General features: G+C 64.8%; 25 protein-coding genes. 13 read left to right on the forward strand and 12 right to left on the reverse strand.

The genetic code is table 11. The annotated features are described in order from the left end of the window. The first annotated feature begins 19 nt into the window (after window positions 1-19). The 7 genes from GGR46_RS17405 to rfaD all read left to right on the forward strand — a co-directional run bounded on the left by GGR46_RS17405 (window position 20) and on the right by rfaD (window position 7,450). Entirely contained in the window at window positions 20-1,354 is a 1,335-nt protein-coding gene (locus GGR46_RS17405; protein WP_221262841.1) for a nucleotide sugar dehydrogenase, read from the forward strand. Further along, complete coding sequence (locus GGR46_RS17410) at window positions 1,351-2,322, forward strand: NAD-dependent epimerase/dehydratase family protein (RefSeq protein ID WP_183999287.1); 972 nt, start codon at window positions 1,351-1,353, stop codon at window positions 2,320-2,322. The genes GGR46_RS17405 and GGR46_RS17410 overlap by 4 nt, the downstream gene beginning before the upstream one ends. Next, window positions 2,319-3,266 (forward strand): GDP-L-fucose synthase family protein, encoded by a 948-nt coding sequence (locus GGR46_RS17415; protein ID WP_183999288.1) that lies wholly within the window; start codon window positions 2,319-2,321, stop codon window positions 3,264-3,266. Before GGR46_RS17410 ends, GGR46_RS17415 begins: the two co-directional genes overlap by 4 nt. 56 nt (window positions 3,267-3,322) lie before the next feature. After that, the gene (locus tag GGR46_RS17420; protein ID WP_183999289.1) at window positions 3,323-4,627 is read left to right on the forward strand and encodes a hypothetical protein; all 1,305 of its coding nucleotides are present in this window, start codon (window positions 3,323-3,325) and stop codon (window positions 4,625-4,627) included. Between the two features lie 8 nt (window positions 4,628-4,635). Then, on the forward strand, window positions 4,636-5,463 hold the full coding sequence (locus GGR46_RS17425) for a glycosyltransferase family 9 protein (RefSeq protein WP_183999290.1): 828 nt from the start codon (window positions 4,636-4,638) through the stop codon (window positions 5,461-5,463). A 65-nt stretch (window positions 5,464-5,528) separates the two neighbouring features. After that, complete coding sequence (rfaE1, locus tag GGR46_RS17430) at window positions 5,529-6,458, forward strand: D-glycero-beta-D-manno-heptose-7-phosphate kinase (RefSeq protein WP_183999291.1); 930 nt, start codon at window positions 5,529-5,531, stop codon at window positions 6,456-6,458. Further along, window positions 6,455-7,450, forward strand: a complete 996-nt coding sequence (gene rfaD, locus GGR46_RS17435; RefSeq protein WP_183999292.1) for an ADP-glyceromanno-heptose 6-epimerase — start codon at window positions 6,455-6,457, stop codon at window positions 7,448-7,450. The genes rfaE1 and rfaD overlap by 4 nt, the downstream gene beginning before the upstream one ends. Window positions 7,451-7,483: 33 nt before the next feature. On the opposite strand, the gene GGR46_RS17440 is transcribed toward rfaD, so the two are convergent. Next, window positions 7,484-8,053, reverse strand: coding sequence for a D-sedoheptulose-7-phosphate isomerase (locus tag GGR46_RS17440; protein ID WP_183999293.1), 570 nt, complete (start codon window positions 8,051-8,053; stop codon window positions 7,484-7,486). Between the two features lie 62 nt (window positions 8,054-8,115). On the opposite strand from GGR46_RS17440, the gene rfaE2 reads away from it, so the two are divergent. Beyond that, a complete protein-coding gene (gene rfaE2, locus GGR46_RS17445) occupies window positions 8,116-8,598 on the forward strand; it encodes a D-glycero-beta-D-manno-heptose 1-phosphate adenylyltransferase (RefSeq protein WP_183999294.1) in 483 nt (160 codons plus the stop codon). Between the two features lie 8 nt (window positions 8,599-8,606). Then, window positions 8,607-9,179: a D-glycero-alpha-D-manno-heptose-1,7-bisphosphate 7-phosphatase gene (locus GGR46_RS17450; protein WP_183999295.1), complete on the forward strand. Its 573-nt coding sequence runs from the start codon at window positions 8,607-8,609 to the stop codon at window positions 9,177-9,179. Between the two features lie 71 nt (window positions 9,180-9,250). Here GGR46_RS17450 and GGR46_RS17455 read toward each other — a convergent pair whose 3' ends face one another. From GGR46_RS17455 to GGR46_RS17470, 4 genes are read right to left on the reverse strand one after another with little or no spacing between them, the layout of a single operon-like run. Continuing rightward, window positions 9,251-10,219: a hypothetical protein gene (locus GGR46_RS17455; RefSeq protein ID WP_183999296.1), complete on the reverse strand. Its 969-nt coding sequence runs from the start codon at window positions 10,217-10,219 to the stop codon at window positions 9,251-9,253. 24 nt (window positions 10,220-10,243) lie between these two features. Further along, window positions 10,244-11,254 (reverse strand): aldo/keto reductase, encoded by a 1,011-nt coding sequence (locus tag GGR46_RS17460; RefSeq protein WP_183999297.1) that lies wholly within the window; start codon window positions 11,252-11,254, stop codon window positions 10,244-10,246. A 15-nt stretch (window positions 11,255-11,269) separates the two neighbouring features. Further along, the gene (locus GGR46_RS17465) at window positions 11,270-11,563 is read right to left on the reverse strand and encodes a putative quinol monooxygenase (protein WP_183999298.1); all 294 of its coding nucleotides are present in this window, start codon (window positions 11,561-11,563) and stop codon (window positions 11,270-11,272) included. Window positions 11,564-11,622: 59 nt separating this feature from the next. Further along, a complete protein-coding gene (locus GGR46_RS17470) occupies window positions 11,623-12,423 on the reverse strand; it encodes a type 1 glutamine amidotransferase domain-containing protein (RefSeq protein ID WP_183999299.1) in 801 nt (266 codons plus the stop codon). Window positions 12,424-12,536: 113 nt separating this feature from the next. Here GGR46_RS17470 and GGR46_RS17475 point away from each other — a divergent pair, with 113 nt between their 5' ends. Then, window positions 12,537-13,454, forward strand: coding sequence for a LysR family transcriptional regulator (locus GGR46_RS17475; protein WP_183999300.1), 918 nt, complete (start codon window positions 12,537-12,539; stop codon window positions 13,452-13,454). Between the two features lies 1 nt (window position 13,455). Here the strand turns inward: GGR46_RS17475 and GGR46_RS17480 are convergent, their stop codons facing one another. The 6 genes from GGR46_RS17480 to GGR46_RS17505 form a co-directional block, all read right to left on the reverse strand. Continuing rightward, on the reverse strand, window positions 13,456-14,232 hold the full coding sequence (locus tag GGR46_RS17480; RefSeq protein ID WP_183999301.1) for an alpha/beta hydrolase: 777 nt from the start codon (window positions 14,230-14,232) through the stop codon (window positions 13,456-13,458). A gap of 22 nt (window positions 14,233-14,254) precedes the next feature. After that, window positions 14,255-14,665: a putative quinol monooxygenase gene (locus tag GGR46_RS17485; protein ID WP_183999302.1), complete on the reverse strand. Its 411-nt coding sequence runs from the start codon at window positions 14,663-14,665 to the stop codon at window positions 14,255-14,257. Window positions 14,666-14,689: 24 nt separating this feature from the next. Continuing rightward, window positions 14,690-14,923, reverse strand: a complete 234-nt coding sequence (locus tag GGR46_RS17490) for a carotenoid oxygenase family protein (RefSeq protein ID WP_183999303.1) — start codon at window positions 14,921-14,923, stop codon at window positions 14,690-14,692. Continuing rightward, window positions 14,868-16,058, reverse strand: coding sequence for a carotenoid oxygenase family protein (locus GGR46_RS17495; protein WP_183999304.1), 1,191 nt, complete (start codon window positions 16,056-16,058; stop codon window positions 14,868-14,870). Before GGR46_RS17495 ends, GGR46_RS17490 begins: the two co-directional genes overlap by 56 nt. Window positions 16,059-16,081: 23 nt before the next feature. Then, window positions 16,082-16,909, reverse strand: a complete 828-nt coding sequence (locus GGR46_RS17500) for a VOC family protein (protein ID WP_183999305.1) — start codon at window positions 16,907-16,909, stop codon at window positions 16,082-16,084. Window positions 16,910-17,059: 150 nt separating this feature from the next. Next, window positions 17,060-17,419 (reverse strand): hypothetical protein, encoded by a 360-nt coding sequence (locus tag GGR46_RS17505; RefSeq protein ID WP_221262842.1) that lies wholly within the window; start codon window positions 17,417-17,419, stop codon window positions 17,060-17,062. 119 nt (window positions 17,420-17,538) lie between these two features. On the opposite strand from GGR46_RS17505, the gene GGR46_RS25855 reads away from it, so the two are divergent. Both GGR46_RS25855 and GGR46_RS17515 read left to right on the forward strand, forming a co-directional pair. After that, window positions 17,539-20,628, forward strand: coding sequence for a triple tyrosine motif-containing protein (locus GGR46_RS25855; RefSeq protein WP_183999307.1), 3,090 nt, complete (start codon window positions 17,539-17,541; stop codon window positions 20,626-20,628). Further along, a complete protein-coding gene (locus GGR46_RS17515) occupies window positions 20,625-21,257 on the forward strand; it encodes a response regulator (RefSeq protein WP_183999308.1) in 633 nt (210 codons plus the stop codon). The genes GGR46_RS25855 and GGR46_RS17515 overlap by 4 nt, the downstream gene beginning before the upstream one ends. A 213-nt stretch (window positions 21,258-21,470) precedes the next feature. On the opposite strand, the gene GGR46_RS25860 is transcribed toward GGR46_RS17515, so the two are convergent. Then, a complete protein-coding gene (locus tag GGR46_RS25860) occupies window positions 21,471-21,929 on the reverse strand; it encodes a ParB/RepB/Spo0J family partition protein (RefSeq protein ID WP_343058227.1) in 459 nt (152 codons plus the stop codon). Window positions 21,930-22,666: 737 nt separating this feature from the next. Here GGR46_RS25860 and GGR46_RS17525 point away from each other — a divergent pair. After that, window positions 22,667-22,873 carry a helix-turn-helix transcriptional regulator gene (locus GGR46_RS17525; protein WP_183999309.1) on the forward strand — a complete coding sequence of 69 codons (207 nt, stop codon included), beginning with the start codon at window positions 22,667-22,669 and terminating at the stop codon, window positions 22,871-22,873. Window positions 22,874-22,968: the final 95 nt, after the last annotated feature.

Raw genomic sequence — 22,968 nt, forward strand, 5'->3', positions numbered from 1 at the left:
AGTCACTGGGAGCAATCCGTTGAAGGATATCGAAAGGGTTGCCGTGGTCGGGCTCGGCTATGTCGGGCTGACTCTGGCCGTGGCCATGGCCCAGCGCGGGATCGAAGTGGTGGGCGTCGAGCGCCGTCCCGAAGTCGTGGACCTCACCAATGCCGGCAAGCCGCATTTTTCCGAGCAGGGCCTGGATGAGATCCTGGACCAGGTGGTCAAGCGTGGCAGCCTCAAGGCCTTTACCAGCTTCAGCGATGTCGCGCCGTGTGACGCCTATGTGATCACCGTCGGAACGCCGCTTGGTGCCGATGGCAATCCGCGTCTCGACATGGTCGAGTCCGCCACGCGCGAGGTCGTTTCGCACATGGCGGATGGCGCTCTGATCGTCCTGCGTTCGACGGTGAAGCTGGGGACGACGCGCGAGGTGGTCGCGCGGGTGCTCGAGGAATCGGGCCGTTCCGGCTTCGTCGCAATGTGTCCGGAGCGGACGCTGGAAGGCGACGCGCTTCGCGAGATCGCGAACCTGCCGCAGATCGTCGGCGGTTTGACGGACGCGGCGACGGATCGTGCGGCGTCGCTGTTCGGCAAGCTGACGAATAGCGTCGTCCGGGTTGCCTCGCCCGAAACGGCCGAGATGATCAAGCTGATCGACAACACCTATCGGGACGTACGTTTCGCGTTCGCCAACGAAGTGGCGCGCGCCTGCGACGCCGTTGGCGTCAATGCCAATGACGTGATCGGGTTCGGCAAGCTTGGCTATCCCAGGACCAATGTCGCGCTCCCGGGGCTGGTGGGCGGGCCTTGCCTGGAGAAGGATCCGCACATCCTGCGTCACTCGCTGGCACAGCATGGCGTCGATATGGAAGTCACCGGCGCTGCCCGGAAGGTGAACGAACGCCAGCCGCATGAAACGGTGGCGCAGGCGTTCGCCATCGCCCGCGCTCGCAACGCGAATGCACCGCTCACGATCGCGCTGGCAGGCCTGGCCTTCAAGGGCGTGCCCGAGACCGACGATCTGCGAGGCTCCATGGCGCTGCACGTGATCGATGCGATTCGTGCGCAGGGCCATGAAGGGGCGATCCGCGTGTACGATCCGGTCGTGCAGGAACAGCAGATCGGCGAGTTGGGCCTGGGCCTTGAAGTGCACGGAGACCTGGAAGGCGCAGCCGAAGGCGCGCACATCCTCTTCATCGCCAACAATCATCCCAGCTATCGCAAGGTGACGCTCGACCGGCTCGCCGGCAAGCTCGGCACCAATGGTTTCATCTACGATTATTGGAATCACTTCGGTCACGAAATGGGCGTGCAGCCCGGACGCTACGTCACCGTCGGGAATCTCGTTGCAGGGGAGAAGGCGGCATGAAGGCTGTAGTGACGGGCGCGGCCGGGTTCATCGGCGCGTATCTTGCCCGCCGTCTGGCCGATGAGGGCCATGAGGTCGTCGCGGTGGACAATTATCTCCGCGGGCAGCCTGCACGGATCGCGGGCCATCCCGGCATCACGGCCGCGACCTGCGACGTCCGTGACACGGAGGCGCTGACCGCCGCGATCGCCGGCGCGCAGGTGGTGTTCCACCTCGCGGCGATCAACGGCACCGAGAATTTCTATCAGCGCCCCGAGCTCGTGCTCGACGTCGGCGTGCGCGGCGCATTGGCGGTCGTCGATGCGTGCCGTGCGGCGGGGGTGTACGACCTGGTCGTCGCTTCGTCGGCCGAGGTCTATCAGACGCCTGCGATCGTCCCGACCGACGAGTCGATCGCGATGGTGATCCCGGATCCCCTGAATCCGCGCTATTCCTATGGCGGGTCGAAGCTGGTCTCCGAGCTCATCGCCTTCAACTATGGCCAGGATCATTTCCGCAAGGTGCAGGTGTTCCGCCCGCACAATGTGTACGGTCCGGACATGGGCTGGAAGCACGTGATCCCCCAGCTGATCGCCAAGAGCATTGCGGCCGCCGAGAACGGTACCGGCACTCTCGAGATCCAGGGCGACGGCAGTGAAACACGGGCGTTCTGCTATGTCGAGGACGTCGTCGACGGCATCCTCAAGATGTACGCGCACGGCGCGCACCGCAACGTGTACCACATCGGATCGATGGAAGAGGTCGCGATCCTGACGCTGGCGCAGGAAGTCATTGCGGCGCTCGGGCTCGATCTCGAGATCGTACCCGGGCCGGGGATGGAAGGCGCGACGCCGCGCCGTTGCCCCGATATCGCCAAGATGCGTGCCCTGGGATATGATCCCCGGGTCGACCTGAAGGCTGGCCTTCAGCGGACCGCGAGCTGGTATCGTGAGCATCAGCTCGCTCCCGAGGATAACAAGCTGCTATGACCGACATGCCTTCCCGCATCTTCGTGGCCGGGCACCGGGGCATGGTCGGCGCCGCGATCGTCCGTGCGCTGGAACGCGCCGGGCTGCCGCAGCCGATGGTGCGCACCCATGCGGAACTGCCGCTCGATGATCGCTCGGCGACCCGGGCCTTCTTTCAGGCCGAGCGCCCGGAATGGGTGTTCCTGGCTGCCGCGAAGGTGGGAGGCATCCTCGCCAATCAGGAGTTCGGTGGCGATTTCATCCGGATGAACCTGGAGATCCAGACCAACGTCATCCACGAGGCCTATGCGGCCGGCGCGACCAAGCTGCTGTTCCTCGGTTCCAGCTGCATCTATCCGCGCGAAGCGGAGCAGCCGATGCGGGAGGACAGCTTGCTGACCGGGCCGCTCGAGCCGACCAATCTCCCCTATGCGGTCGCCAAGATCGCGGGCGTGGCGATGTGCGATGCCTATCGCAAGCAGTTCGGTTTCGACGCGTTCACCGTGATGCCGTCGAACGTCTACGGCATCGGGGACAATTTCGATCCGACCAGCAGCCACCTGGTGGCCGGCATGATGCGCCGCATGCACGAGGCGCGGCTGGCGGATGCTCCTTCGGTCACCGTATGGGGAACGGGGAAGCCGCAGCGCGAGCTGGTCTTCGCCGATGATCTGGGTGATGCATGCGTGCATCTCATGCGGCATTGGGAGCGCGGTGGTCTCGTCAACGCCGGGTCGAGCGAGGAAGTCAGCGTGCTGGAGCTGGCAGGCCTGATCGCTGACGTGGTCGGGTACCGCGGCGCCATCGAATTCGACCGTTCCAAGCCGGACGGTACGCCGCGCAAGATCATGGACAATCGTCTGCTGGGTGAGTCCGGGTTCAAGACCTCGACCGCACTGCGCTCGGGCCTGGAGCAGATGTACGCTTGGTGGCAGGAAGGACAATCTTCGGCCGAACGTTCGTGAATCGCAGGTCGCGGCCAAGGGTGCGGCCGTCCTCACAACCACGTGGATAGCTAACGGTGGAATTTTTCCTCCTTCTCGCGATTTCTCTCGCCTTTGCCGCGCGGAGCGGCGTGCGGCTGATCGTGCGGCGATTCCCGCATCCGGCAGATCTCGCGAGCCTGTCCACCTTCTATTATGGCGTTCCGCTCGCCGCCGCCGCCTATGCGTCGTACAATTATCACGGGCTGGTTTTCCTGAGCCCCGAGGCCGCGGACCCGGGGCTGGCCCTGACATCGATGCGGTACGTGGTCATAGCGATGATCTGCCTCGAGCTTGGCTGCTATCTCGGGCGGCTGCTCGGCGAACCGCGCCTGCTCTTCTACGCCAATATCACCAGTGCCACGCAGTTCCGCACCGCGATCTGGTACCCGGCGCTCTTCGCCATGCTCGGCATTGGTATCTTCCTGTTCGGCTGGAACGAGTTTCGATCCGGCTATGCGAGCGAGGTGAGCGGGTTGCTGCCCACGATCGGCAATGGCCTCATCTTCTCAGCCACCGAATTGTTGGGTCTGGTGATCATGGTGACGCTGATCCTGGGCCAGCGTTTCGGGCGTGTCCCGTTGAAGGTCCTGATCATCGCCGCGCTAGGCGTGCTGATCTTCGTGCTCGCATTCCGCGCCAAGCGACTTGAAGTCGTGACCGCGCTGATGCCGGCGGCTCTGGTACTCTTTTCCTCGCGGTCCTGGATTTCCACGCCTTGGGCCCGCATGACGCTGGGCGGTTGCGCGCTGCTGGGTCTGGTCCTCGTGTCGACCTTCCGCGTTTCGGATCAGGTCAGCCTCGAGAACCTCGGCTTCTACACCATGACCGAAGGTGTCTATGCCGGGCACTCGCTGCCGGGGATCGAGAACCGCCTGGAGGCCGGCTATATCGGCTATGAATATGGCACCCGCTTCCTGTTCTCGGTGGTGAGCTTCGTTCCGCGCATATTCTGGGAAAGCAAGGACGAGCTCCTGAAGGCGGGCAATGATGCGCTCGACGGCGTGTCTCCGCTGGGTGCGACCAACTTCCTCGCCGAGACTGTCCTGCAAGGCGGGGTGATCGCCGTCGCGTTGGTATTCACGGCACTCGGCCTGCTTTGCCAGCGTTCGACCAACTTCGAGCGGATCTGGGACAAGGCGATCGCCAACGGGTTTCTCCCGCTCCGCTTCGGGCTGTATGTCGTGGTGACCGCCATTCTCATCCCCCATTTCCGGGATGGCATTGTTCCTTCGATCAAACTGGCGCTCCAGGCGCTTCTTTTCCTGATCCTGATCGTGGGCATCCATTTCGTCGGTCGCATCAAGTCGCGCCAGCGGCCCAAGGTCGCGCCCGCGCTGTGAGATCGCCCATGATGGTCGTCCTGAAGGCGTTTGGCGATCTTACCATCGCCGCCACGGCACTGGAACGCATGCGGGGCGATGCCGCACCCGAACTGCTGATCGGGTCGCACCTGTTGCCGCTCGCCAGGGCGCTCGACATCCAGCTGCCCTGGGCCACGCTGCAAATTCCCGAATCCGGTGTGCCTGCGATGTACGATGTGCGCCGGTGCGGTGCGTTCGCCGCCGCGCGCAGCTTCCTGCAGGTGCGGCGTGCGCTGCGCGGGAACCTGTCGAGCCAGGCCCCGGTCTTCGACAAGTCGGGTCTGCGCGAACGGGCATTGGCATTCCCAGGACGCGTGTCCGGCTTGCCGGCCGCATCGAACATCTATCTGTCCTATCGGCTATTCTCGGGGGAAGAGGGTGCCGCACCGCCGTCCCCGATCCCGGCATCGGGCAGAATTGGCATCTTCCCCGGCAGCCGCGTCGCTGCGAAGAATCTCCCGGTATCGCTCGTCGATGACGTGGTCTCCGCATGCTCGGCCGCGGGGTGGAAGCCGATCCTGTATCTGCTCGACGGAGAACGCCCCGATCTGCAGACGCCGGATCGCGATCATGTCGTCGTGCCGCGCCGGTTCGAAGCCATGATCGCGGCAGTGGCTGGTTGTGACGCGGTCATCGCCGCCGACAGCCTTCCGGCGCATCTCGCCGAGCGTGCCGCTCGACCGGTTTTCGTACTGTCTCCGGTCGAGAATCGCTTCTGGCTGCCGTTTTCGGCGTATTCAGCGAATCGCTGGAGCCTTTTCCAAGAGGGTGTTGCCGCGAAGGCATTCATCCGTTTCATCGAACCGAACGAGTGACAATCCGGCGGATCTCTGGCGTTTGACCGCCTGGTTTGCACTCCACATTTGAGGGACCTACCGCGATGGCATCGCGTGCTTTGAATACCGAAGATAGCCGCGTGCTGGTGGTCGGCGACGTAATGCTCGACCGATATTGGTTCGGCGAAGTGGAGAGGATTTCTCCAGAAGCACCCGTGCCGATCGTACGCGTCACGGGAGAGGAGTTCAGGCTCGGCGGCGCGGCCAATGTGGCTGCCAATATCTGCTCGATTGGCGCCAAGGCTGCCCTGATCAGCGCCGTGGGCAGGGACGAGGCATCGGTCCGTTTGGCCGGGTTGCTGGAAGAGCATGGCATCAAGCCCCTGCTTTCGTCGCACGATGCGCTCAAGACCATCGTCAAGCTGCGGGTCAGCGGTCGGTCTCAGCAGCTGCTGCGGATCGATTTCGACGATCGTCCGGCCTCGCATATGCTCACGGAACTCTCGGATAATTTCGAGCGGCAGATAGGCGATTACGACGTCGTTATCTTCTCGGACTACGGGAAGGGAGGGCTCGCCCAGATCGCGCGCAAGATCGCATATGCCCGCCAGATCGGTAAGCCGGTGCTGGTGGATCCGAAGGGAGACGACTATTCCGCTTACCGCGGCGCGACCGTGGTCACTCCCAATCGGGCGGAGCTCGCTCGTGTCATCGGCGCCTGGGACAGCGAGGAGCAGATGGTCGAACGTGCGCAGAATCTGCGAACGGAACTGAAGCTCGATGCGTTGCTCGTCACGCGCTCGGAAGAAGGCATGTCGCTGTTCGACAGTGAGGGGCATCTGCGGGTCCCGGCGGAGGCGCGGGAAGTTTTCGACGTCACGGGTGCGGGAGATACCGTGATCGCCATCCTGGGCGTGATGATCGGCCTGGGAATGCCGATCCGGGAGGCAATCGGTTATGCCAATCGCGCGGCCGGTATCGTTGTCGGCAAATTCGGCACCGCGGTGCCTACCAGAGAGGAGTTGTTCGCGTGAGGCTGGTCGTCACTGGAGCCGCGGGTTTCATCGGTTCGAACATCATCGCGGGGCTGAACGCACGCGGGTTCGACGACATCATCGCCGTCGATGACCTGACCGATGGGCAGAAGTTCCGCAACATTCGCGATCTGCAGATCGCCGACTATGTGGACCTGAGGACCTTCTACGCGGAACTCGAGAAGGGGGCCTATGGCAAGGTCGAAGCGGTGTTCCATGAGGGCGCATGCTCGGACACGATGGAATCCGATGGCCGTCTCATGATGGACCTGAACTATCGGTGTTCGCGCGACTTGCTGGACATTTGCCAGCGGGACGGCACGAGGCTCCTATATGCGTCCTCCGCGGCCACTTACGGCAACAGCAGCGTCTTCCGCGAGGAACCCGAATTCGAACGGCCGTTGAACGTCTATGGCTATTCCAAGCTGCTGTTCGATCAGGTCGTCCGGCGCCGGTTGGGTGCTGCCACCAGCCAGATTGCCGGCTTCCGGTACTTCAACGTCTATGGGCCGCGTGAATCGCACAAGGGCCGCATGGCTTCCGTGGCTTTCCATCATTTCAACCAGCTACGCGATCAGGGCCATGTCCGGCTCTTTGGCGGCTATGATGGCTATGAAGCGGGCCAGCAGTCCCGCGACTTCATATTCATCGACGACCTTGTCGCCGTGAAGCTCTGGTTCTTCGAGAATCCGGGCCATAGCGGCGTGTTCAATCTCGGCACCGGCCGGGCGCAGCCGTTCAACGACGTGGCACTCGCCACCGTCAACAGCTGGCGCGACCGGAACGGGCTGCCGGCCTTGTCCCTTGCCGAGCAGGTCGAGGCCGGCCTCGTTCAGTATGTCGAATTCCCGGAAGCCCTGAAGGGCAAGTACCAGAGCTATACGCAGGCGGATATGCGCGCCCTTCGCGCGATCGGTTACGCGGCGGAGTTCACCCCCGTCGCCGAGGGCGTGAAGGCCTATATCAACTGGCTGTCCAACGAGAACGCCTGAACAGGTGGGCGGCGCAAGCCGCCCACAAAACGGTCAGCCCGCTTCGCCCAATTCGATCTCCACGGCGCCGCACAGCGTGTGCCCGATCAGGATGTGCGCCTCCTGGATCCGGGCAGTAACGTCGCTCGGCACGATGATGGCGTAATCCGAGAGAGCGGCCAGCTTGCCGCCATCGCGACCAAGCAGGCCGATCGTCACAATCCCAGCTTCCCGGGCGACATCGAAGGCCCGAATGACGTTGCTGGAATTGCCCGAAGTCGAAATGCCGACAATGCAATCGCCCGCCCGGCCAAGGCCGGCAACCTGCCGCGAAAACACGTCGTCGAAGCCATAGTCGTTGCCGATGCACGTCAGCGCAGAGCTGTCGGTGCTGAGGGCGAGGCCGGCAAGAGGACGGCGATCCTTGATGAAGCGCCCCGTGAACTCGGCGGCCAGATGCTGGCTGTCCGCCGCGGAGCCGCCGTTTCCGCAGAACATGACCTTTCCGCCCTGACGCAGGCTTTCCGTAATCCGGAGGGCCACTTCGCCGACCAGTGCATCGAGGCTATCCAGGCGCTGGAACAGTTCGCGGTGCTCGTCGAGATTGCGCAGGAACAATGACATGGGAAAGGAATAACTCCGTTCGCTCTTGGCTTGCGGGTGCATTTGGCATAGCGACCGGCACAATGAAATCGAAATCCTCGCCTGCCGAAATCGCGGCGCTGGTCGCCCGGTTGCCTCGTCCGCTCGTCTTTACGAACGGGGTGTTCGACATTCTGCATCGTGGGCACGTGGAATATCTTCAGGAGGCGCGGGCGCTCGGCGCGGCGTTGCTCGTCGGCGTGAATGCCGATGTCTCGGCTCGCATGCTGGGCAAGGGGGACGACCGCCCGTTGAACCGCGAGGAGGACCGGGCTGCCGTCATAGCCGCCTTGCGGTGCGTGGATGCCGTTGTCCTTTTCGAGGAACGTACGCCGGTGGCGACCATCGAGCAGCTCCGTCCCGACATCTACGTGAAGGGCGGAGACTATGACATGGAAACCCTTGAGGAAACTCGGCTCGTGCGCAGCTGGGGCGGCCGGGCGGAGGCGATACCGTTCCGGCAGGGCTACTCCACCACGCAGCTCGTGACCCGGATCAGGGCTTCTTCCACAAGCCACATCGGCTGAGGCAGGCCATGCCCAAGAAGGTCGCGTTTCTCGATCGTGATGGCGTGATCAATGTCGACATAGGCTATCTTCATCGCGTCGAGGACCTGGCCTATTTGCCCAACGCGCTTGCGGGGGCGGCGCGCCTTGTGGATCTGGGATACGCCCTGGTGGTCACGACCAACCAGTCGGGCATCGGGCGCGGCTTCTATGATGCAGCGGCGTTCGAGACGTTGATGCACAGGATCGGGGCTGATTTCGCCCGGAATGGCGCTCCCTTGCTTGCGGTCTACCATTGCCCGCACCTGCCCGAGGCCGGTTGCTCGTGTCGCAAGCCTTCCCCCGGGATGTTGCTGCAGGCTGCGCGCGAGCAGGACATCGATCTCGCGGCTTCCGTCATGATCGGCGACAAGATGAGCGATCTGGAAGCGGCAAGGGCTGCCGGCGTCGGGCGTGGTATCCTGATCGGCTCTCAGGGTATCGAGCAACTCGGCTCAAACGAAACCGCCGTTCCCGATCTTGTTGCCGCAGCAGACTGGATGGAGGCGCGCGATGGGCACCAAATCGGCGCGATGGACGCTTTGAAACAACTGCGGGACTAGTGCTGCAATCCCCAACGCCGCCGTTGATCGGCGACGGTGCGGCGGCTGGATTGCAGCCGACATAGCCAAGTCTATCGCAGGCGATTGCTCAAATCCTCTCCGAATGCCGCCGCTGCGGTCTCCTGGACCCGTGCACCCGTGACCGAACCGCCGGCCGCTGTGAGGTCTATCGCCCACGCCTCGACCCGCGCCGCACCATGAGCGGCTTCGAGGCTTGCGAAGACCCGCCATGCCGCTTCGTAGCGCGCGGGGGTGTTGCTCTCGTCGCTGATCATGTCACCGGGGCCGAAGCTGAACGGGCCGGCAGGCGTGTAGTGCGGATCGGCCTTGATCTTCTCCCGCTCCTCCGCGCTGACCTGGCGCAGGATCGCCTCGGGTTTCACCTGCATGCCGCCCCAGCCGGCAAGTGCGACCGGTCCGGTCGAGTCCCGGAGCGCGCGGGCGCCCTCGAGGGCATCCGCCTGTCCGGCGGCCGGCGCCAGGATCGCGACGACCTTGCGGCTGATCCATTCGGCATGCCCTTCATGGAACCAGCGCGGTGTCTGGGCACCCGTGCGCTGCTGAAAGCCATGGACCTGCTCGTGCGGCATGACCACGACGGTCATGTGCTGCCCGGCGGTAGTGAGCATGCCATCGGGGGCGGTGGCGATGCTCCAGCGTTTCTCGGAGACGCTGCGCGGCGGGATATAATCGGCGCGGGGTGTGAAGACGACGGAGAACCAGCGGCCATTCCGCCAGACACCGCCGGTCTCGGCATGGAGCAACCGGATCTGCGCGCCGAGACAGGCTGCCCGCGCCCATGCCGCACGCTCGGCGCTGGGATCATAATAGGCATTCATCGAACCGCCGCTGTCGCGATCAGTGATGCGGAGATGGGGCAGATCGCCGCCACCCGCGGCGACCGCCTCGATCGTGATCCCGGGAAGCCGGGGACGCGCGCCGACCGGCGCGGCGCAGGCGGCACGCGCCGCTGCGTTGAAGCCGGCCGAAGGCGCGGCCGGCTGTCCGAACAGGGCGAAGCCTAGCAGGTCGAAGAACATCGATTGTCTCCCATGGTTTGAATATCAATCCGCAATCGGGAGCGGTGCCTCGGGATCGACCAGCCCGGCGGCGCGCAGGTCGCGCCAGAAATCGGCGGGGACGACTTCCTCGAGCGCGGTTCGATCCTCGGCGATGCGGCCGGGTCGGCTCGCCCCGGGAATGACCGCGGCAACGGCGGGATTGGCGAGCGCGAATTGCAGGCCGGCGGCTTTCATGCTGATGCCGTGGCGATCGGCGAGCGCCTTGATCCTGGCCACCTTGTCGAGAATGGCAGGCGTGGCCGGAGCATATTCGAAGTTCGGTCCACCCACGAGCGCGCCCGAGCTATAGGGCCCGCCCACGACGATACCGAGGCCGCGCTCCGCCACTTTGGGCATCAGTCGCTGCAGGGCGCGGCTATGGTCGAGCAAAGTGTAGCGACCAGCCAGGAGCGAGCCGTCGGGGCGCGGGCCATCGAGATCGAGCAGCAGTTCGATCGGCTCGACCTTGTTGACGCCAAGCCCCCAGGCCTTGATCACGCCCTCGTCGCGCAGCTGGTCGAGCACCTTGAACGCGCCCGTCCGCGCACTCTCGAACATCGCCAGCCAATCGTCGCCATAAAAGTCCCGCGCGATGTCGTGGACCCAGACGATGTCGATACGGTCGGTCTGCAGTCGCTTGAGGCTGTCCTCGATCGAGCGCAGCGTGGCGTCCGCCGAATAATCGTTGATCACCTTGTTGCGGCGGCCATGCTCGAATACGCCGCCCTTCTCGCCATTGTCGCGGGGACCCTGCTCGAGCTCGTCGAGCACGACGCGGCCGACCTTGGTGCTGATCACATATTGGTCGCGCGGCTTGCCTTTCAGCGCCTCGCCCATGCGGATTTCGGCAAGGCCGGCGCCGTAGAAGGGCGCGTTATCGAAATAGCGGATGCCGTCGTCCCACGCAGCCTCGACGGTGGCGAGCGCCTCGTCCTCGGGGATGTCGCGGAACATGTTGCCGAGTGGCGCGGCGCCGAAGCCGAGCTTGCTGCCGATGATGTCCTTGAGTGCCATGATAGGATCCTTGCCTCAGGCGACCGCGACCGGGTCGAGCGCGAATGGAGTGCGCTCGGCGAGGGTCTCGATCTGCGAAAGATAGTTCTGGAAGTGCGGGCTCGCGCGGTGCGCGGCGACGGCTTCGTCGTCGGCGTAGAGCTCGTCGAGTACGAAGCGAGCCGGGTCCGTCCGGTCCTGCCACAGGTCGTAGCGCAGGTTGCCGGACTCTGCCCGGGTCGGTGCGATCATCCCATCGAGCAGGATGCGTAATGCTTCGGCCTTGCCCGGCCGTGCCGCGAGAATCGCGATGATCTTCAAATTGGACATGGGTATCTTCCTTGCCGGACCGGCGTGGCGCCGTAGCGCCCCGCCGGTCATCCGCGTCCTCACGCCGTGGCCCGCGCCCGGTCGAGTGCCTCGACCAGCGCCTTGGCGATGGGATGGTCCGAACGCGGGTTCTGGCCGGTGATCAGTTCGCGGTCGACGATCACATGGGGCTCGAAATCGATCGTTCCGGTGACCACCTCGCCGCCGGCGATGTGCAGCGCGTCCGGCATGTAGAAATACAGCCTGGCGTGCAGGACATTGTCTTCGACGATCTTCTCCTCGCTCGCCGAGAACACCGTCATCCGGTAGCCGGCATATTGCCAGCCCTTGGCCCATTCAGCCGCCTTCCCGGCGTCGCCGGCAACCAAAGCGGCGCGGAACTCGCGAGCATGCGGCATCGCCGCGGCGACGGCGATCGGGCCATGGCAGAGAAGCGCGGTCGGCTTGGCGCGTTCGTGGAAATGGCGCAGGATCGTGCCCACCTCGGCATCCTGCATCAGGTCGACCGCCGGGGCATGGCCGCCGGGGAAGAACAGGCCTGCATAGCCATCCAGGCCGTCCGCGATCACTTCGTGCAACGTCCGCACCGCATTCATCGCGGGGTTCTCCGCCCAGAATGCGCGAGCTTGGGCGAGCGCGGTCTCGTCGCCGCCGAAATGCCCTGCCGAGTCCGACAGCTCGTCGATATGCGGCTTGGTCCCGTCCGGAGTGGCGAGTACGACATCATAGCCGGCCTCGATCAGCGCCATCGCCGGGACGACGGTTTCGTTGAGATACTGGCCGGTCGGGGCCCAGCCACCGCCTTGCAGTTCGATCCGGGTGGCGTTGGAACCGATCACGAGTACTTTACCCTTGGCCATCTGGGCCTCCATTCGCTTGCTGTCCCCGGGTGGACGTGGCTGATATGCGCCCCGATCAGTCATTCCAGAACTTTATTTCCTTGATTTCAGTTATACGTATGAGGATATATCTCATGCGCTACGATCTCAATCTGCTGCCAATCTTCGTCGCGTTGATGGAAGAACGCAGCGTCACACGCGCGGCCGAGCGGCTCGGCATGACCCAGCCGGCCTTGTCCAACGCGCTCGCACGGCTGCGCACGATGCTGCAGGACCAGCTCTTCATCCGCGAGCGTTACGGCATCCAGCCGACGCCGATCGCGCTCGAGCTGGCGCCGCGCATATCCGAGGCGCTGGCGGCGCTCGATGATGCGGTGCTCGGCCAGCAGGACTTCGATCCCGCCAGCGCCGAGCGGCTCTTCACCATCGCACCCAACGGCTATGTCGAGTTCGTGCTCGTGCCGGCGATCGTCGCGCGGCTTCAGCAGCTGGCGCCCGGGATCAGGCTGCGCCTGACGCCTTATGGCAACGACCTCGCCGAGACCGGGGTGACGTCGGGCACGACCGCGATGGTGCTCGGCCGCATGGTTGATCCGCCCGACAATCTCGTCGTCCAGCATCTTATCGACGAGAGCCTCGCCTGTGTCGTGCGGGTCGCCCATCCGGAGATCGGCGACAACATATCGCGCGAGCAGTTCGAGCGCCTGAAGCACGTCAACGTCGTGCCGCCCGGACGAATGCGCGCCGGCCTGTTCCAGGCGCTCGCCCAGCAGCAGCTCAAGCGCGAGGTGGCGATCTCGGTCACCAACTTCTTCGCAGTGGCGGAGATGGTGGCGGTCACCGACCATATCGCGACGTTGCCAAGGCTGATCTGCCGCCGCCTGGCGCACGACCCGCGGCTGAAGATCTTGCCCGCCCCGGTCGATCTCGGCACCTTCCCGGTCGAGATGGCCTGGCATGTGCGGTATCGCCACGATCCCGCACATCGCTGGTTGCGCGGGCTGGTGGGCGACATCATCCGTCACGTATCGGCTCCGGCCCAGTCCGCCTGACCTACTGCGCCGGGTTTGCCGAGGCGGAAGCAGCCGCCTCCTCGATCAGCGCCGCGACCGCTTGCGGGTTCGACACATAGACCGCGTGGCTTCCGGGCACTTCGCGGATCGTCGCGCCGGCGCGCTGCGCCATGCCGTGCTGGCCGGAGGGCGGGATCACATGATCGTCCCGCGGTATCAGGAACCAGCTCGGCCTGGTCTTCCAGGCCGGAGTGCTGATCTTGCCCTCCAGTGCCTTTGCACCCCAGGGCTGCTGCGAATCCGCCATGAACCGCGCCCTGTCCGGCGCGACGTCGGCGGCAAAGAGCGCCGGGAACTTGGCCTTGTCGAGCATCAGCATGCCATCGGCGCTCGGCACGATCGGCAAGGCTGGCACGCCCGGCGGGGCGCTGGCGACGATGGATGAGACCGACTCGCCCTGGTCCGGTGCGAAGGCGGCGACGTAAACGAGTGCGCTCACCTTCGGGTCCGATCCGGCTTCGGTGATCACCACCCCGCCATAGCTATGGCCGACCAGCACTGCCTTGCCGGAGATGGTGGCGAGCGCGCGCCTGGTCGCCGCGGCATCGTCTTCGAGCGATGTGGTCGGGTTCTGCAGGACGACCACCTCATAGCCTTCGCTCCGCAGGATCTGGTACACGCCGGACCAGCCCGAGCCATCGACGAACGCGCCGTGGACGAGGACGATCGTCGGATGCCTGGCGTCGTCTCCCGCGAAAGCGGGCGCCGCGCTGGTGGCGAGGCTCGCCGAGACGAGCGCTGCGAGTGCCTTGTTCATTGCCATGATCTCCGGGCCAGGGTCAGGGACGGTTGTTCAGGATCTGCATCCGCATGGCCTTGACCGGCCCCTCGGCGAGCTCGGGCAGGCGCGCGAACCAGGCCTGGACGTGCGGCGTGCGGTTATGCGCTTCGAAATCCGCCTGAGTGGCGAAGATCTCGTAGAAGATGAAATGGCCGGGCCGCTCGCGATCCTCCTGGAGGAAATAGAGCAGGTTGTCGGGCTCGGCGCGGACCTTGGCGACAAGCGGCAGCGTCGCCTCGCGCAGTGCGTCTTCCTTGCCCGGCCTGGCCTGGACCTCGGCGACCACGGCATAGGCGGTGGCGGGGATGTCCCCATAGCGGATGCCGGCATGATCCTGCGCCAGCGCAGGTGTGGCCGGCAGTGCCAGGCCGGCCAGCACGGCGACCGCGAAGCGAGTGGAAAAGCGCATCTTGCATCTCCTCTTGGGAAGCGGTCAGCCGGCGTCCGCCACCCAGTTTCCGTGGAAGCCGGGCGGGACGATGTGCGGTATCCGGACGCTGGCGAGGGGCGGCGCTTCGAAATTGCGCGCATCGAGGATCGTCAGGTCGGTGGTTTCGGACGCCGTGTCGATGACGAAACCCATCAGCCAGCCCTCATCCTCCGCGGCACCGCTATGGGCCGGTACGAAGATGAATTCGCACGGGTGGCGGGCCGGGCCGAAAATCATGCGCCTGGCGCGTGCCGTTCACGAGATCCTGCTTGAACAGACCGGTGCCGAGGAACGGGTCGATCATCGCCATCGTATAGGCGTAGCGATAGGGCTGGCCGAGCCGGCGCTCGTCGCAGCGCGGGAATTCCTGTGGCGCCGGATCGAGCGTGGTCCGCGTCACCGTCCGGGCTTCCGGGTCGATGGTCCAGCGCTCCAGGCTGCATCGCTCGGAATCGGGGCCCGAGGTCCGGCGCCAGAACATCCTGTCATGGACGACAAGGTCGAGAACCACGCTTCCGTCCGCCGCGTCATGCGCGTTGACGGCATGGAAGACGAAACACGGATCGAGCGGGCACCAGACGACATCCTCGGCCCCGCCGTCGCGTGGCAGCAGGCCGATGCGCGCCTCGTGATCCTCATTCCAGCGATAGGGGAATTGATAGCCCGATATCGCCGAGATGAGCGAGAAGGTGACGGGGAGGTCGAGTAGGATCGCGAACCGGCCGGTAAAGGCGAAGTCGTGGATCATCGGGCCGCTTCGCACCGGTATCTTCGCCTCGCGCCGCACCGTGCCGTCGGGGCCGATCGCCAGATAACGGATCGTACCCCATTTCGCCGCATCATAGCTGACCGCGAGCATCTCGCCGGTCAGCGGATCGACATGCGGATGTGCGCTCAGCCCGCCATGCAGCGTGCCCGCGAAATCGGTATAGCGCTCGGTCTCCAGCGTCTCGCCGATCACCACCGGCGTGCTGCCGGCCTCGATCAGCCCGAACGTCGTGCCACCATAACCGAGGACGTTGGTGTTGACCGTGTCGAACAGGTGACGCGGTCCCGGCGTCCTTTCCTCGTCAAGCGCGTCGCTGACCGCGTTGGAGCGGATCCAGCGGTTGCGGTACCAGAGCGCCTTGCCATCCTCGATACGGACGCCGTGGATCATGCCGTCGCCTGCGAACCAGTGATGCCGGCTCGGACTGGGATGCATGGGATTGGGCCCCATGCGCAGGTATCGGCCGCGCAGCGCGGGCGGGATCGTGCCGACGACCTCGAGGTTCTCGATCGTCAGCTCCTCACGCATCGGCGTGTTGACGCCGGTGATGTACGGCGTGTCCTCCGCATTGAGGACGCGACGTCCCAGAAGCGAGCCGAACATGGGCTGATCCTTCGATGCGAGGGTTAGGACCGGCCCGCTACCAGGCGCTGGCGCGCCTCGCGGGCATTGTCGAAGGTGCGCTTGACGGGCCCCAGCGCCTGGACGAACTCGAGCTGCTCGCCCTCTGGACCCTTGCAGTAGATCAGCCGCCAGCCGTTCGACTTGCCCTCGGTGATCGGATTGGAATTGGCCTCGATCGCCGCCGCCTGACGCTGGGCTTCGCTCGTGACCGTCACCACGCGATTGGCGCGGACCTGGATCATGCCGCGCCGTGCCGATTCGGCTTCCAGATCGTGGATGAACTGGTTGAAGTCGACATCGTCGCGGATGTGGAAGCAGATGTGCATCATCCGCGGGAAGGCCGGGCTCATATGGTCGAGCGGCTCGGCGAAGCTGCGCGGTCCGCCCAGCGGTTGGTCGGCATCGCGATATTGCAGCAGCTCGAGCACGACATTGTCGAACTGGATGAACCGCACGTCGAGCCGCTGGCTGCCGCCCCTGAGATCGGGCACGCCGATCGTGCGCGGATTGACGCCGCGCGCCCGGGCCTCGATCTCCTGGTCGGTCAGCAGCGTATTGTGGATGCGCTCGCCCTGGAAATCGCCGTCGCGCATCACCTCGGTTCCACCCAGCACCTCGGTGTAGAAGGTGAAGGCGCGCTCCATGTTCTGGACCGTCAGGCCGAAATGCTGAACGCCCCGCAGCCGCATGCCGAGCGAGGTCGCACCCGCCTCCGCCGCGACTGCCGGCACGACGCCGCCCGTCGCCAGCAAGCCGGTCATCGCCAGACCGCCACCGGCCTGCAGCAGATCACGCCGATCGATCCCGGTGGCTCCCATCTTGTCGGTCATATTTTGCTCCTTGAGTGCGGACGGCAATCAATCACTCGCGAAATCGCCTCTTGGCCGGGCACGAACGCCGGTGTGCGGTTCGTCCGGACGTACTGGGCAGGGATGGCTGGTGCGTCGCATGCCGCCTATGTCCGATGGGCGATGCTGGGATCACCCTGACGTGTCATGGGTGCCAGGCAGGACCACGCGGCGGCGGCCGAAAAATCTCGCGTCGAGAGAGTAAGCGCCCGCTCCGGTCAGGACGAGGGAAGCAGCCGTGACTGCATGAACGATGACCAGCAGTTGCGGGGCGCCCGTCGGCACGCAGAGTGCCGCGAGCAGACCGAGGGACGCCGATGCACGAACACCGATGCCGACGCATAGGGATGCACCGATCACGACGACGAGCGGTGCGCACCAAAACGGCGCGGCGGGGGCGAGCAGCACGCTCAGGACAGCCGACCCGGCGACGGCGAATCTGAGCAGCAAGAGTCCGGCGCCGACGATCCCGGCAGGATAAAATGGAGGCATTTCGCTTGTTGCGGCCAACCGCTGCTAGCAGTCATTTCCAAAGGTGTTAGAAAATCCTCGCCTGAATGGGCGTGTGCGAACGCGCCTGGTGCAGAATACATCCGGCTTGGGGGGAGTCCGTGTCGCGGTGGTTGAGAAGTGTGCTGTCAGGGCTGCTTGCGGTCGCGGGTGTATTGCTTGCGCCAACGGCCCATGCGCTCGATCCGACACGCTCCATCCTCCAGATGTATCATCGTGCCTACACGCAGGCTGACGGGGCTCCGACCGACATCAAATCTGTCGCCCAGACTGCCGACGGCTATATATGGATCGGTGCCGACGACGGGCTCCACCGGTTCGACGGGCAGCGCTTCGACCGCTTTCCGGCCAAGCGGCTGGCGAAGGATAGCATCTCCGTCGTCAGAGCGACGCATCAAGGCGACCTTTGGGTCGGCTATAGCTGGGGCGGGTTGTCGCGCATCCGCGGGTCGCAAATCGTCCATTACACCTCGGAGCAGGGTGGCCCATCCGGCGAGGGCACGACAAATATCCTGATCTCCCGCGATGGCAGCGAAGCCTGGGCGGTCGTCGGGCGCCGCCTATGGCGGCGGACGGGTGGCAAATGGCGCCAGCTCCTCCCGGATGCCCAGGTATACAGCGCGGCGATCGCTCGCGACGACGTGGTCTGGGTAAAGAACTTCGACGGCGTCTTCTATTGTCGGCCTCGCGGCGGGTCCTGCGCGCGCGCCGCGGGCTATGCCGGCAGCGGCATGGGCCTGGCGCAGGATCGCGCGGGCCGGGTTTGGACGGCCGACGTCGCGCGCCCCGGAAGAATGTATCGCCTGCCGGATATCGCCAACGTTCCGGATGCGGAGATTCCGCCACGTGAATATGGCGGTACCGTCTCTGCGCGCATCGCCGGGCCCATCTTCATCGACCGGGATGGATCGCTCTGGTGCGTCAACGGGACCAGCGGACTGTTGCGCGCCAGGTCGGCACTCGAGCGCGGCGCGCGCGTCATGGACGTGGACGCGTACACGGCTGCCGACGGCCTCACACACGACATGGCGGGGCGAATCTTCGAGGACCGCGAGGGCAACATCTGGGTGTCGACCAAAGCCGGGCTCGACATGTTTCGATCCGCGAATGTCGTGGTCGAACGCGCCATCCCCGTGGGAGCAAACCGGTTCGGCTATAGCGCCGGCCCGATCGGGGACCTGCTGTACATTCATGCGAGCACGGGCACCGACAATTCCGATCCCTTCGGCAGTGCGCGCGGTCCTCTTTTCAGGATGTTGCCCGATGGTTCTGTCGAGCGCGTCCTCGATGATATCTGGAGCGTCCAGCGGTTCGCCCGGACCGACGACGGTTCGATCTGGATGGCCTCGCTCTGGGGGCTGTTCCGCCTGCAAGGCAAGGGCTTCGTCGATGTCGCCCGGCCGCCCGGCGGAGAAACCACGACGATCGTATCCGTGCTCTCGCGGCCCGGCAACGGTCTATGGGTATGGCAGCGCGGAAACGGAGCGTGGATATTGAACGGGGGCCGGTGGCAGCGCGACGCCACCATGCCTTCGGCGCAAACCCTCGGGTTCATCCAAAAGGCCGACCCGGGTCGCGACGGTGCCATCTGGACGGCGCGAGCAGATCCCTATGCTTTGGTGCGGCGTGATCCACGGGGCTTGAAGCGGTTTTCCGAGGCGGATGTCGGCATCGGCCCGATACGCGTGGTCTATCCCGATCGAGACGTCGAATATGTCGGAGGCGAGCAAGGCCTGGCGGCATTCGATGGCACGCGTTTCCACCGGCTTGGAACGGATCGTGTTCCCGAGCTGGCCCGCGTATTCGGCGTGGCGACGGCCGGTCCGGATTTGTGGGTGCTCTCGGCGTCCGGAATCCTCAGGTTCAATCGCCAAGCGGTGGCAAGCGCCATGCGCGATCCACGCGCGCCGGCGCCGACGGTCGAGCTTTTTGACCAGCTCGACGGCTTGCCGGCGGCTGCCAGTCCAACGCAGCAATCGGGATCCGTGAATACCGTGTTTCCGCGTCCCGACGGGCGCATCGTGTTCCTGACCGGAGCTGCCGTCGTCTGGATCGATCCGGCGAACCTGTTCCGAAATCGGGTGCCGCCGCCAGTGGCGATCCAGGCGCTGCGGGTCAACGGGCACGAGTACGATACGTCGAGAGACCTCAACCTGCCCGCGGGCACGAATAGTTTGGAAATCGACTATGCCTCGCTGTCGTTCGTTGAACCGCGGCGCGTTCGCTTCCGTTACAGGCTTGGCGGTGTCGACGATGGCTGGATCGATCCGGGGACGCGGCGCCAAGCTTTTTACACCCGCCTGGGGCCCGGGACTTATCGCTTCCAGGTTATCGCCGCGAATGATGCGGGCGTCTGGAACAAGGAAGGCGCAACGCTCAGCTTCACGATCGCGCCGACGTTCCTCCAATCGGTGTGGTTCAAGCTTCTGCTGGCCTTGGTTCTGGCGTTGCTTGCATGGGGCGCTTACGCGCTGCGTCTGCGGCAGGAGACAGCGAGGATCCAGGGCCGTTTCGACGCGCGGATTGCCGAGCGCGAGCGGATCGCACGTGAGTTGCACGACACCTTGCTGCAAGGGTTTCAGGGTTTGATGCTCCGGTTCCAATCGGTGGCAAATGTGCTGCCTGCCGGGGGAGAGGCGCGCGCCAAGCTCGATGATGCACTCGAACGCGCGGACGCGACTCTCGTTGAAGGGCGTGAGCGGGTGCGCGAGCTGCGCGCACCGATGAGCGCAGTGGATTTACCCCAGGCAATCGCGGACGCGGCAGCTGAAAGCATCCCGGAGGGTGGCCCGCGATTTCAGGTGATGGTCGAAGGCCGGGCACGGGAGCTGCGCGCTGATGCGTGCGAAGAGGCCCTCTCAGTCGCAACCGAGGCGCTTCGTAACGCAGCCCGGCATTCCGGCGCTGCACTGGTCGAGGCGCTGGTTGGCTATCAACGCAGCGGCCTGACCGTGATTGTGCTGGACGATGGCAAAGGCATCGACCCAGCGCTTGTAAACAGCGGTTCGCGCGAGGGGCATTACGGCCTTGTCGGGATGCGTGAACGTGCCGAACGCATCTCCGGCCGTCTTGTTGTGCGAAGCCGAGACGGCGCGGGCGTGGAAGTCTCTCTCTTCATTCCGGCTGCGCGCGCCTATGCCGATCACGCCCCGCGCTTTCGTTTCTGGCGGCGGACCGGGGCCGCGTCATGACTCTCGACATTGTGCCCATACGCGTTCTCGTCGTCGACGATCACGCGGCGCTGCGCGACGGTATCGCCGCAATCGTCAGCAACGAGCCCGACATCACGATCGCGGGCGAGGCGGCAAATGGCGAGGAGGCGATCGCCGCCTATCGCACCCTCCGGCCTGACATCATGCTGCTCGACCTGCAAATGCCGGTGCTGGGCGGACTGGAAGTTATCAAGGCGCTCCGCGAGGAATTTGCCGGCGCGCGCATTGTCGTACTGACCACCTATGAGGGTGATGTTCAGGCATTGCGCGCGCTGAAGGCCGGTGCATCGGGATATTTGCTCAAGACGTCGCTGCGCAAAGAACTTCTGGAGGCGATCCGCGTCGTGCACAAAGGCCGCCGTTACGTTCTGGCGGAAGTGGCACAAGAGATCGCGGTTCATGCCGCCGAGGATCCGCTCACCATGCGCGAGGTTGAGGTTCTCGGCATGGTTGCCGATGGAAACGCCAACAAAGTCATCGCTCGCAGACTGTCCTTGTCCGAAGATACGGTGAAGGCGCATTTGCGGGCCATCTATTCCAAGCTCGACGTCAATGACCGCACCCAAGCGGTGACCGTCGCCCTGCGGCGGGGAATTATCGCTCTTTGAGTAGGGTTGGCGCAGCTATGTCCGCGTTCGTGCTACCCTACCGCGGCCGAAATCTGGCAGTCCGCACTCTCGATAAAACCCGGCCGTCCCGGCGACGTGCTCGGGGTGGGCCATGAAGTGGGTCACGTGATGGGTACCGAAGACAAGTACAAGGATTTGCCGGGGGTCGGCAGCGTGATTAACCCGGAATTTGATGATGGACGCGAAAGTTGCTTATGACCCCCAGTCCGTAGCCGGCTCGATCGACCAACGAAACTTCGATGAGATTTTCATCACGGCTATCGAGATCGTCTCGGATTGACCCGGCAACGAAATAGTCTCGTACGTCGTCGCGGATTCGCTGGGCGCCACGGCAACCGGAACCGTGAACGTCACCATCACCGGAAGCCAAAAGGTCTGCGAAATAAGATCCGGCGAGTGACATCCCGCGAGGCAATTGGACGATCCGGGTTCCCCACTCTCCTCCGCCACGACCAACGCCGCATGGTAGCGCCGCTTGCCCGCCACGATCTCGAAGCGCTCGGCTTCCTCGGTCGGCCGCACGATCAGCGGCACCAGCACACCCCGTGCCCGGATCGACGGCAGGATGTGCGACAGGTCGGCCTTGCCCTTGGCCCGCATGTTGGCAGCGGAGATGCAGAGCTTGGCAACATCGATATGCTCGAGTTCCATCTGTCCTACTCCTCTTCAAACACCGCACCGGCCCCGGAAAAGGGGGGCGGGCGGCAAGGAGCAGACTGGCAGTCCCGCTTGAGCGGCGGGCGGCACCCGCAGGGCCGAAACACAGTGGAGGACCCGGCGCAAGCCGGGTTGCGGCACGCCGCGACGGGACTAGAGGGAGCGACGCCCACCCCCCTTGGCCGCGGCCGACAGGCAAACGCCGGCGCACCAGCACCGTCCGCAGATCTTCAGAAGCGCAGCGCCCGGCGCCGAAGGCGCCCATCAAAGCAGCACTCTCGAATCCGGGCGGCCGTCGCGGCGGCGTGCGCACGCAACTGTGCGCCAGCCGCCGCCGTGCCTTTCGGCCGGATCGAGTGTGTCACGCGGAAAACAAGAAGCACCGCGGACCCTGGCGGCTGCGCAGCAGTCCGCCAGAGAACGCCCATCAGACATCGCGTTCCGCTTCAGGCCGGCACCGCCGGCCGCCACGTCAGCGACCGCAACCCGAATGGGCCGAGACGCGCAGCGGCTCGGGGCCGCGCAAGCGGCGTAGAGCGCGGTCACGCGCAGCGTGGGACGCCCTGACACAAGCACCCGGATTCCAGCGACCTACGCTATCCTACGTTTGTGCACGCTATGGCCGCAAAGGCACCCTCTGACACCCAAGAGGCCCTTTTCACCTGTCTGGATTCCTGCCCAACTTACCCCGGGGCGCACCACTCAACGGCACCAAGTGCAAGGTGATACCAATGCAGACCGACACCCCCGACCGTATCCTCCGGATCAAGACCGTTCTCGAGCGCACCGGCCTCAGCCGCTCTACCATGTACCGCAAGATGCAGAACGGCACGTTTCCCAGGAACGTCCAGATCAGCACCCGGTGCGCCGGCTGGCGCGAGTCCGCGATCGCCGAATGGCTCAAGAACCCGATGTTCTATGAGGCGGATGTGTCTTGAGCGATGACGGGTGCACGTCCCCAGTTTGGCTTCGTTTCGGTGCAATCTCCACCTTGGGGATTTTGTGCAACCAGGCATGATGACCGAGAGTGACG

The sequence above is a fragment of the Sphingomonas kyeonggiensis genome, from assembly GCF_014196745.1.
GTDB classification, from domain to species: Bacteria; Pseudomonadota; Alphaproteobacteria; order Sphingomonadales; family Sphingomonadaceae; genus Sphingomonas; species Sphingomonas kyeonggiensis.

Bases quoted from the DNA above. Each gene is read 5' to 3' on its own strand.
- GGR46_RS17415 (WP_183999288.1), top strand. From the start codon at position 2,319: ATGACCGACATGCCTTCCCGCATCTTCGTGGCCGGGCACCGGGGCATG.
- GGR46_RS17460 (WP_183999297.1), bottom strand. From the start codon at position 11,254: ATGGCACTCAAGGACATCATCGGCAGCAAGCTCGGCTTCGGCGCCGCG.
- GGR46_RS17475 (WP_183999300.1), top strand. From the start codon at position 12,537: ATGCGCTACGATCTCAATCTGCTGCCAATCTTCGTCGCGTTGATGGAA.
- GGR46_RS17410 (WP_183999287.1), top strand. From the start codon at position 1,351: ATGAAGGCTGTAGTGACGGGCGCGGCCGGGTTCATCGGCGCGTATCTT.
- GGR46_RS17485 (WP_183999302.1), bottom strand. From the start codon at position 14,665: ATGCGCTTTTCCACTCGCTTCGCGGTCGCCGTGCTGGCCGGCCTGGCA.
- GGR46_RS17440 (WP_183999293.1), bottom strand. From the start codon at position 8,053: ATGTCATTGTTCCTGCGCAATCTCGACGAGCACCGCGAACTGTTCCAG.
- GGR46_RS17425 (WP_183999290.1), top strand. From the start codon at position 4,636: ATGATGGTCGTCCTGAAGGCGTTTGGCGATCTTACCATCGCCGCCACG.
- GGR46_RS17515 (WP_183999308.1), top strand. From the start codon at position 20,625: ATGACTCTCGACATTGTGCCCATACGCGTTCTCGTCGTCGACGATCAC.
- GGR46_RS17465 (WP_183999298.1), bottom strand. From the start codon at position 11,563: ATGTCCAATTTGAAGATCATCGCGATTCTCGCGGCACGGCCGGGCAAG.
- GGR46_RS17490 (WP_183999303.1), bottom strand. From the start codon at position 14,923: ATGATTTTCGGCCCGGCCCGCCACCCGTGCGAATTCATCTTCGTACCG.
- GGR46_RS17505 (WP_221262842.1), bottom strand. From the start codon at position 17,419: ATGCCTCCATTTTATCCTGCCGGGATCGTCGGCGCCGGACTCTTGCTG.
- rfaE2 (WP_183999294.1), top strand. From the start codon at position 8,116: ATGAAATCGAAATCCTCGCCTGCCGAAATCGCGGCGCTGGTCGCCCGG.
- GGR46_RS17480 (WP_183999301.1), bottom strand. From the start codon at position 14,232: ATGAACAAGGCACTCGCAGCGCTCGTCTCGGCGAGCCTCGCCACCAGC.
- GGR46_RS17495 (WP_183999304.1), bottom strand. From the start codon at position 16,058: ATGTTCGGCTCGCTTCTGGGACGTCGCGTCCTCAATGCGGAGGACACG.
- GGR46_RS25860 (WP_343058227.1), bottom strand. From the start codon at position 21,929: ATGGAACTCGAGCATATCGATGTTGCCAAGCTCTGCATCTCCGCTGCC.
- GGR46_RS17525 (WP_183999309.1), top strand. From the start codon at position 22,667: ATGCAGACCGACACCCCCGACCGTATCCTCCGGATCAAGACCGTTCTC.
- GGR46_RS17455 (WP_183999296.1), bottom strand. From the start codon at position 10,219: ATGTTCTTCGACCTGCTAGGCTTCGCCCTGTTCGGACAGCCGGCCGCG.
- GGR46_RS17500 (WP_183999305.1), bottom strand. From the start codon at position 16,909: ATGACCGACAAGATGGGAGCCACCGGGATCGATCGGCGTGATCTGCTG.
- GGR46_RS17470 (WP_183999299.1), bottom strand. From the start codon at position 12,423: ATGGCCAAGGGTAAAGTACTCGTGATCGGTTCCAACGCCACCCGGATC.
- GGR46_RS17450 (WP_183999295.1), top strand. From the start codon at position 8,607: ATGCCCAAGAAGGTCGCGTTTCTCGATCGTGATGGCGTGATCAATGTC.
- rfaE1 (WP_183999291.1), top strand. From the start codon at position 5,529: ATGGCATCGCGTGCTTTGAATACCGAAGATAGCCGCGTGCTGGTGGTC.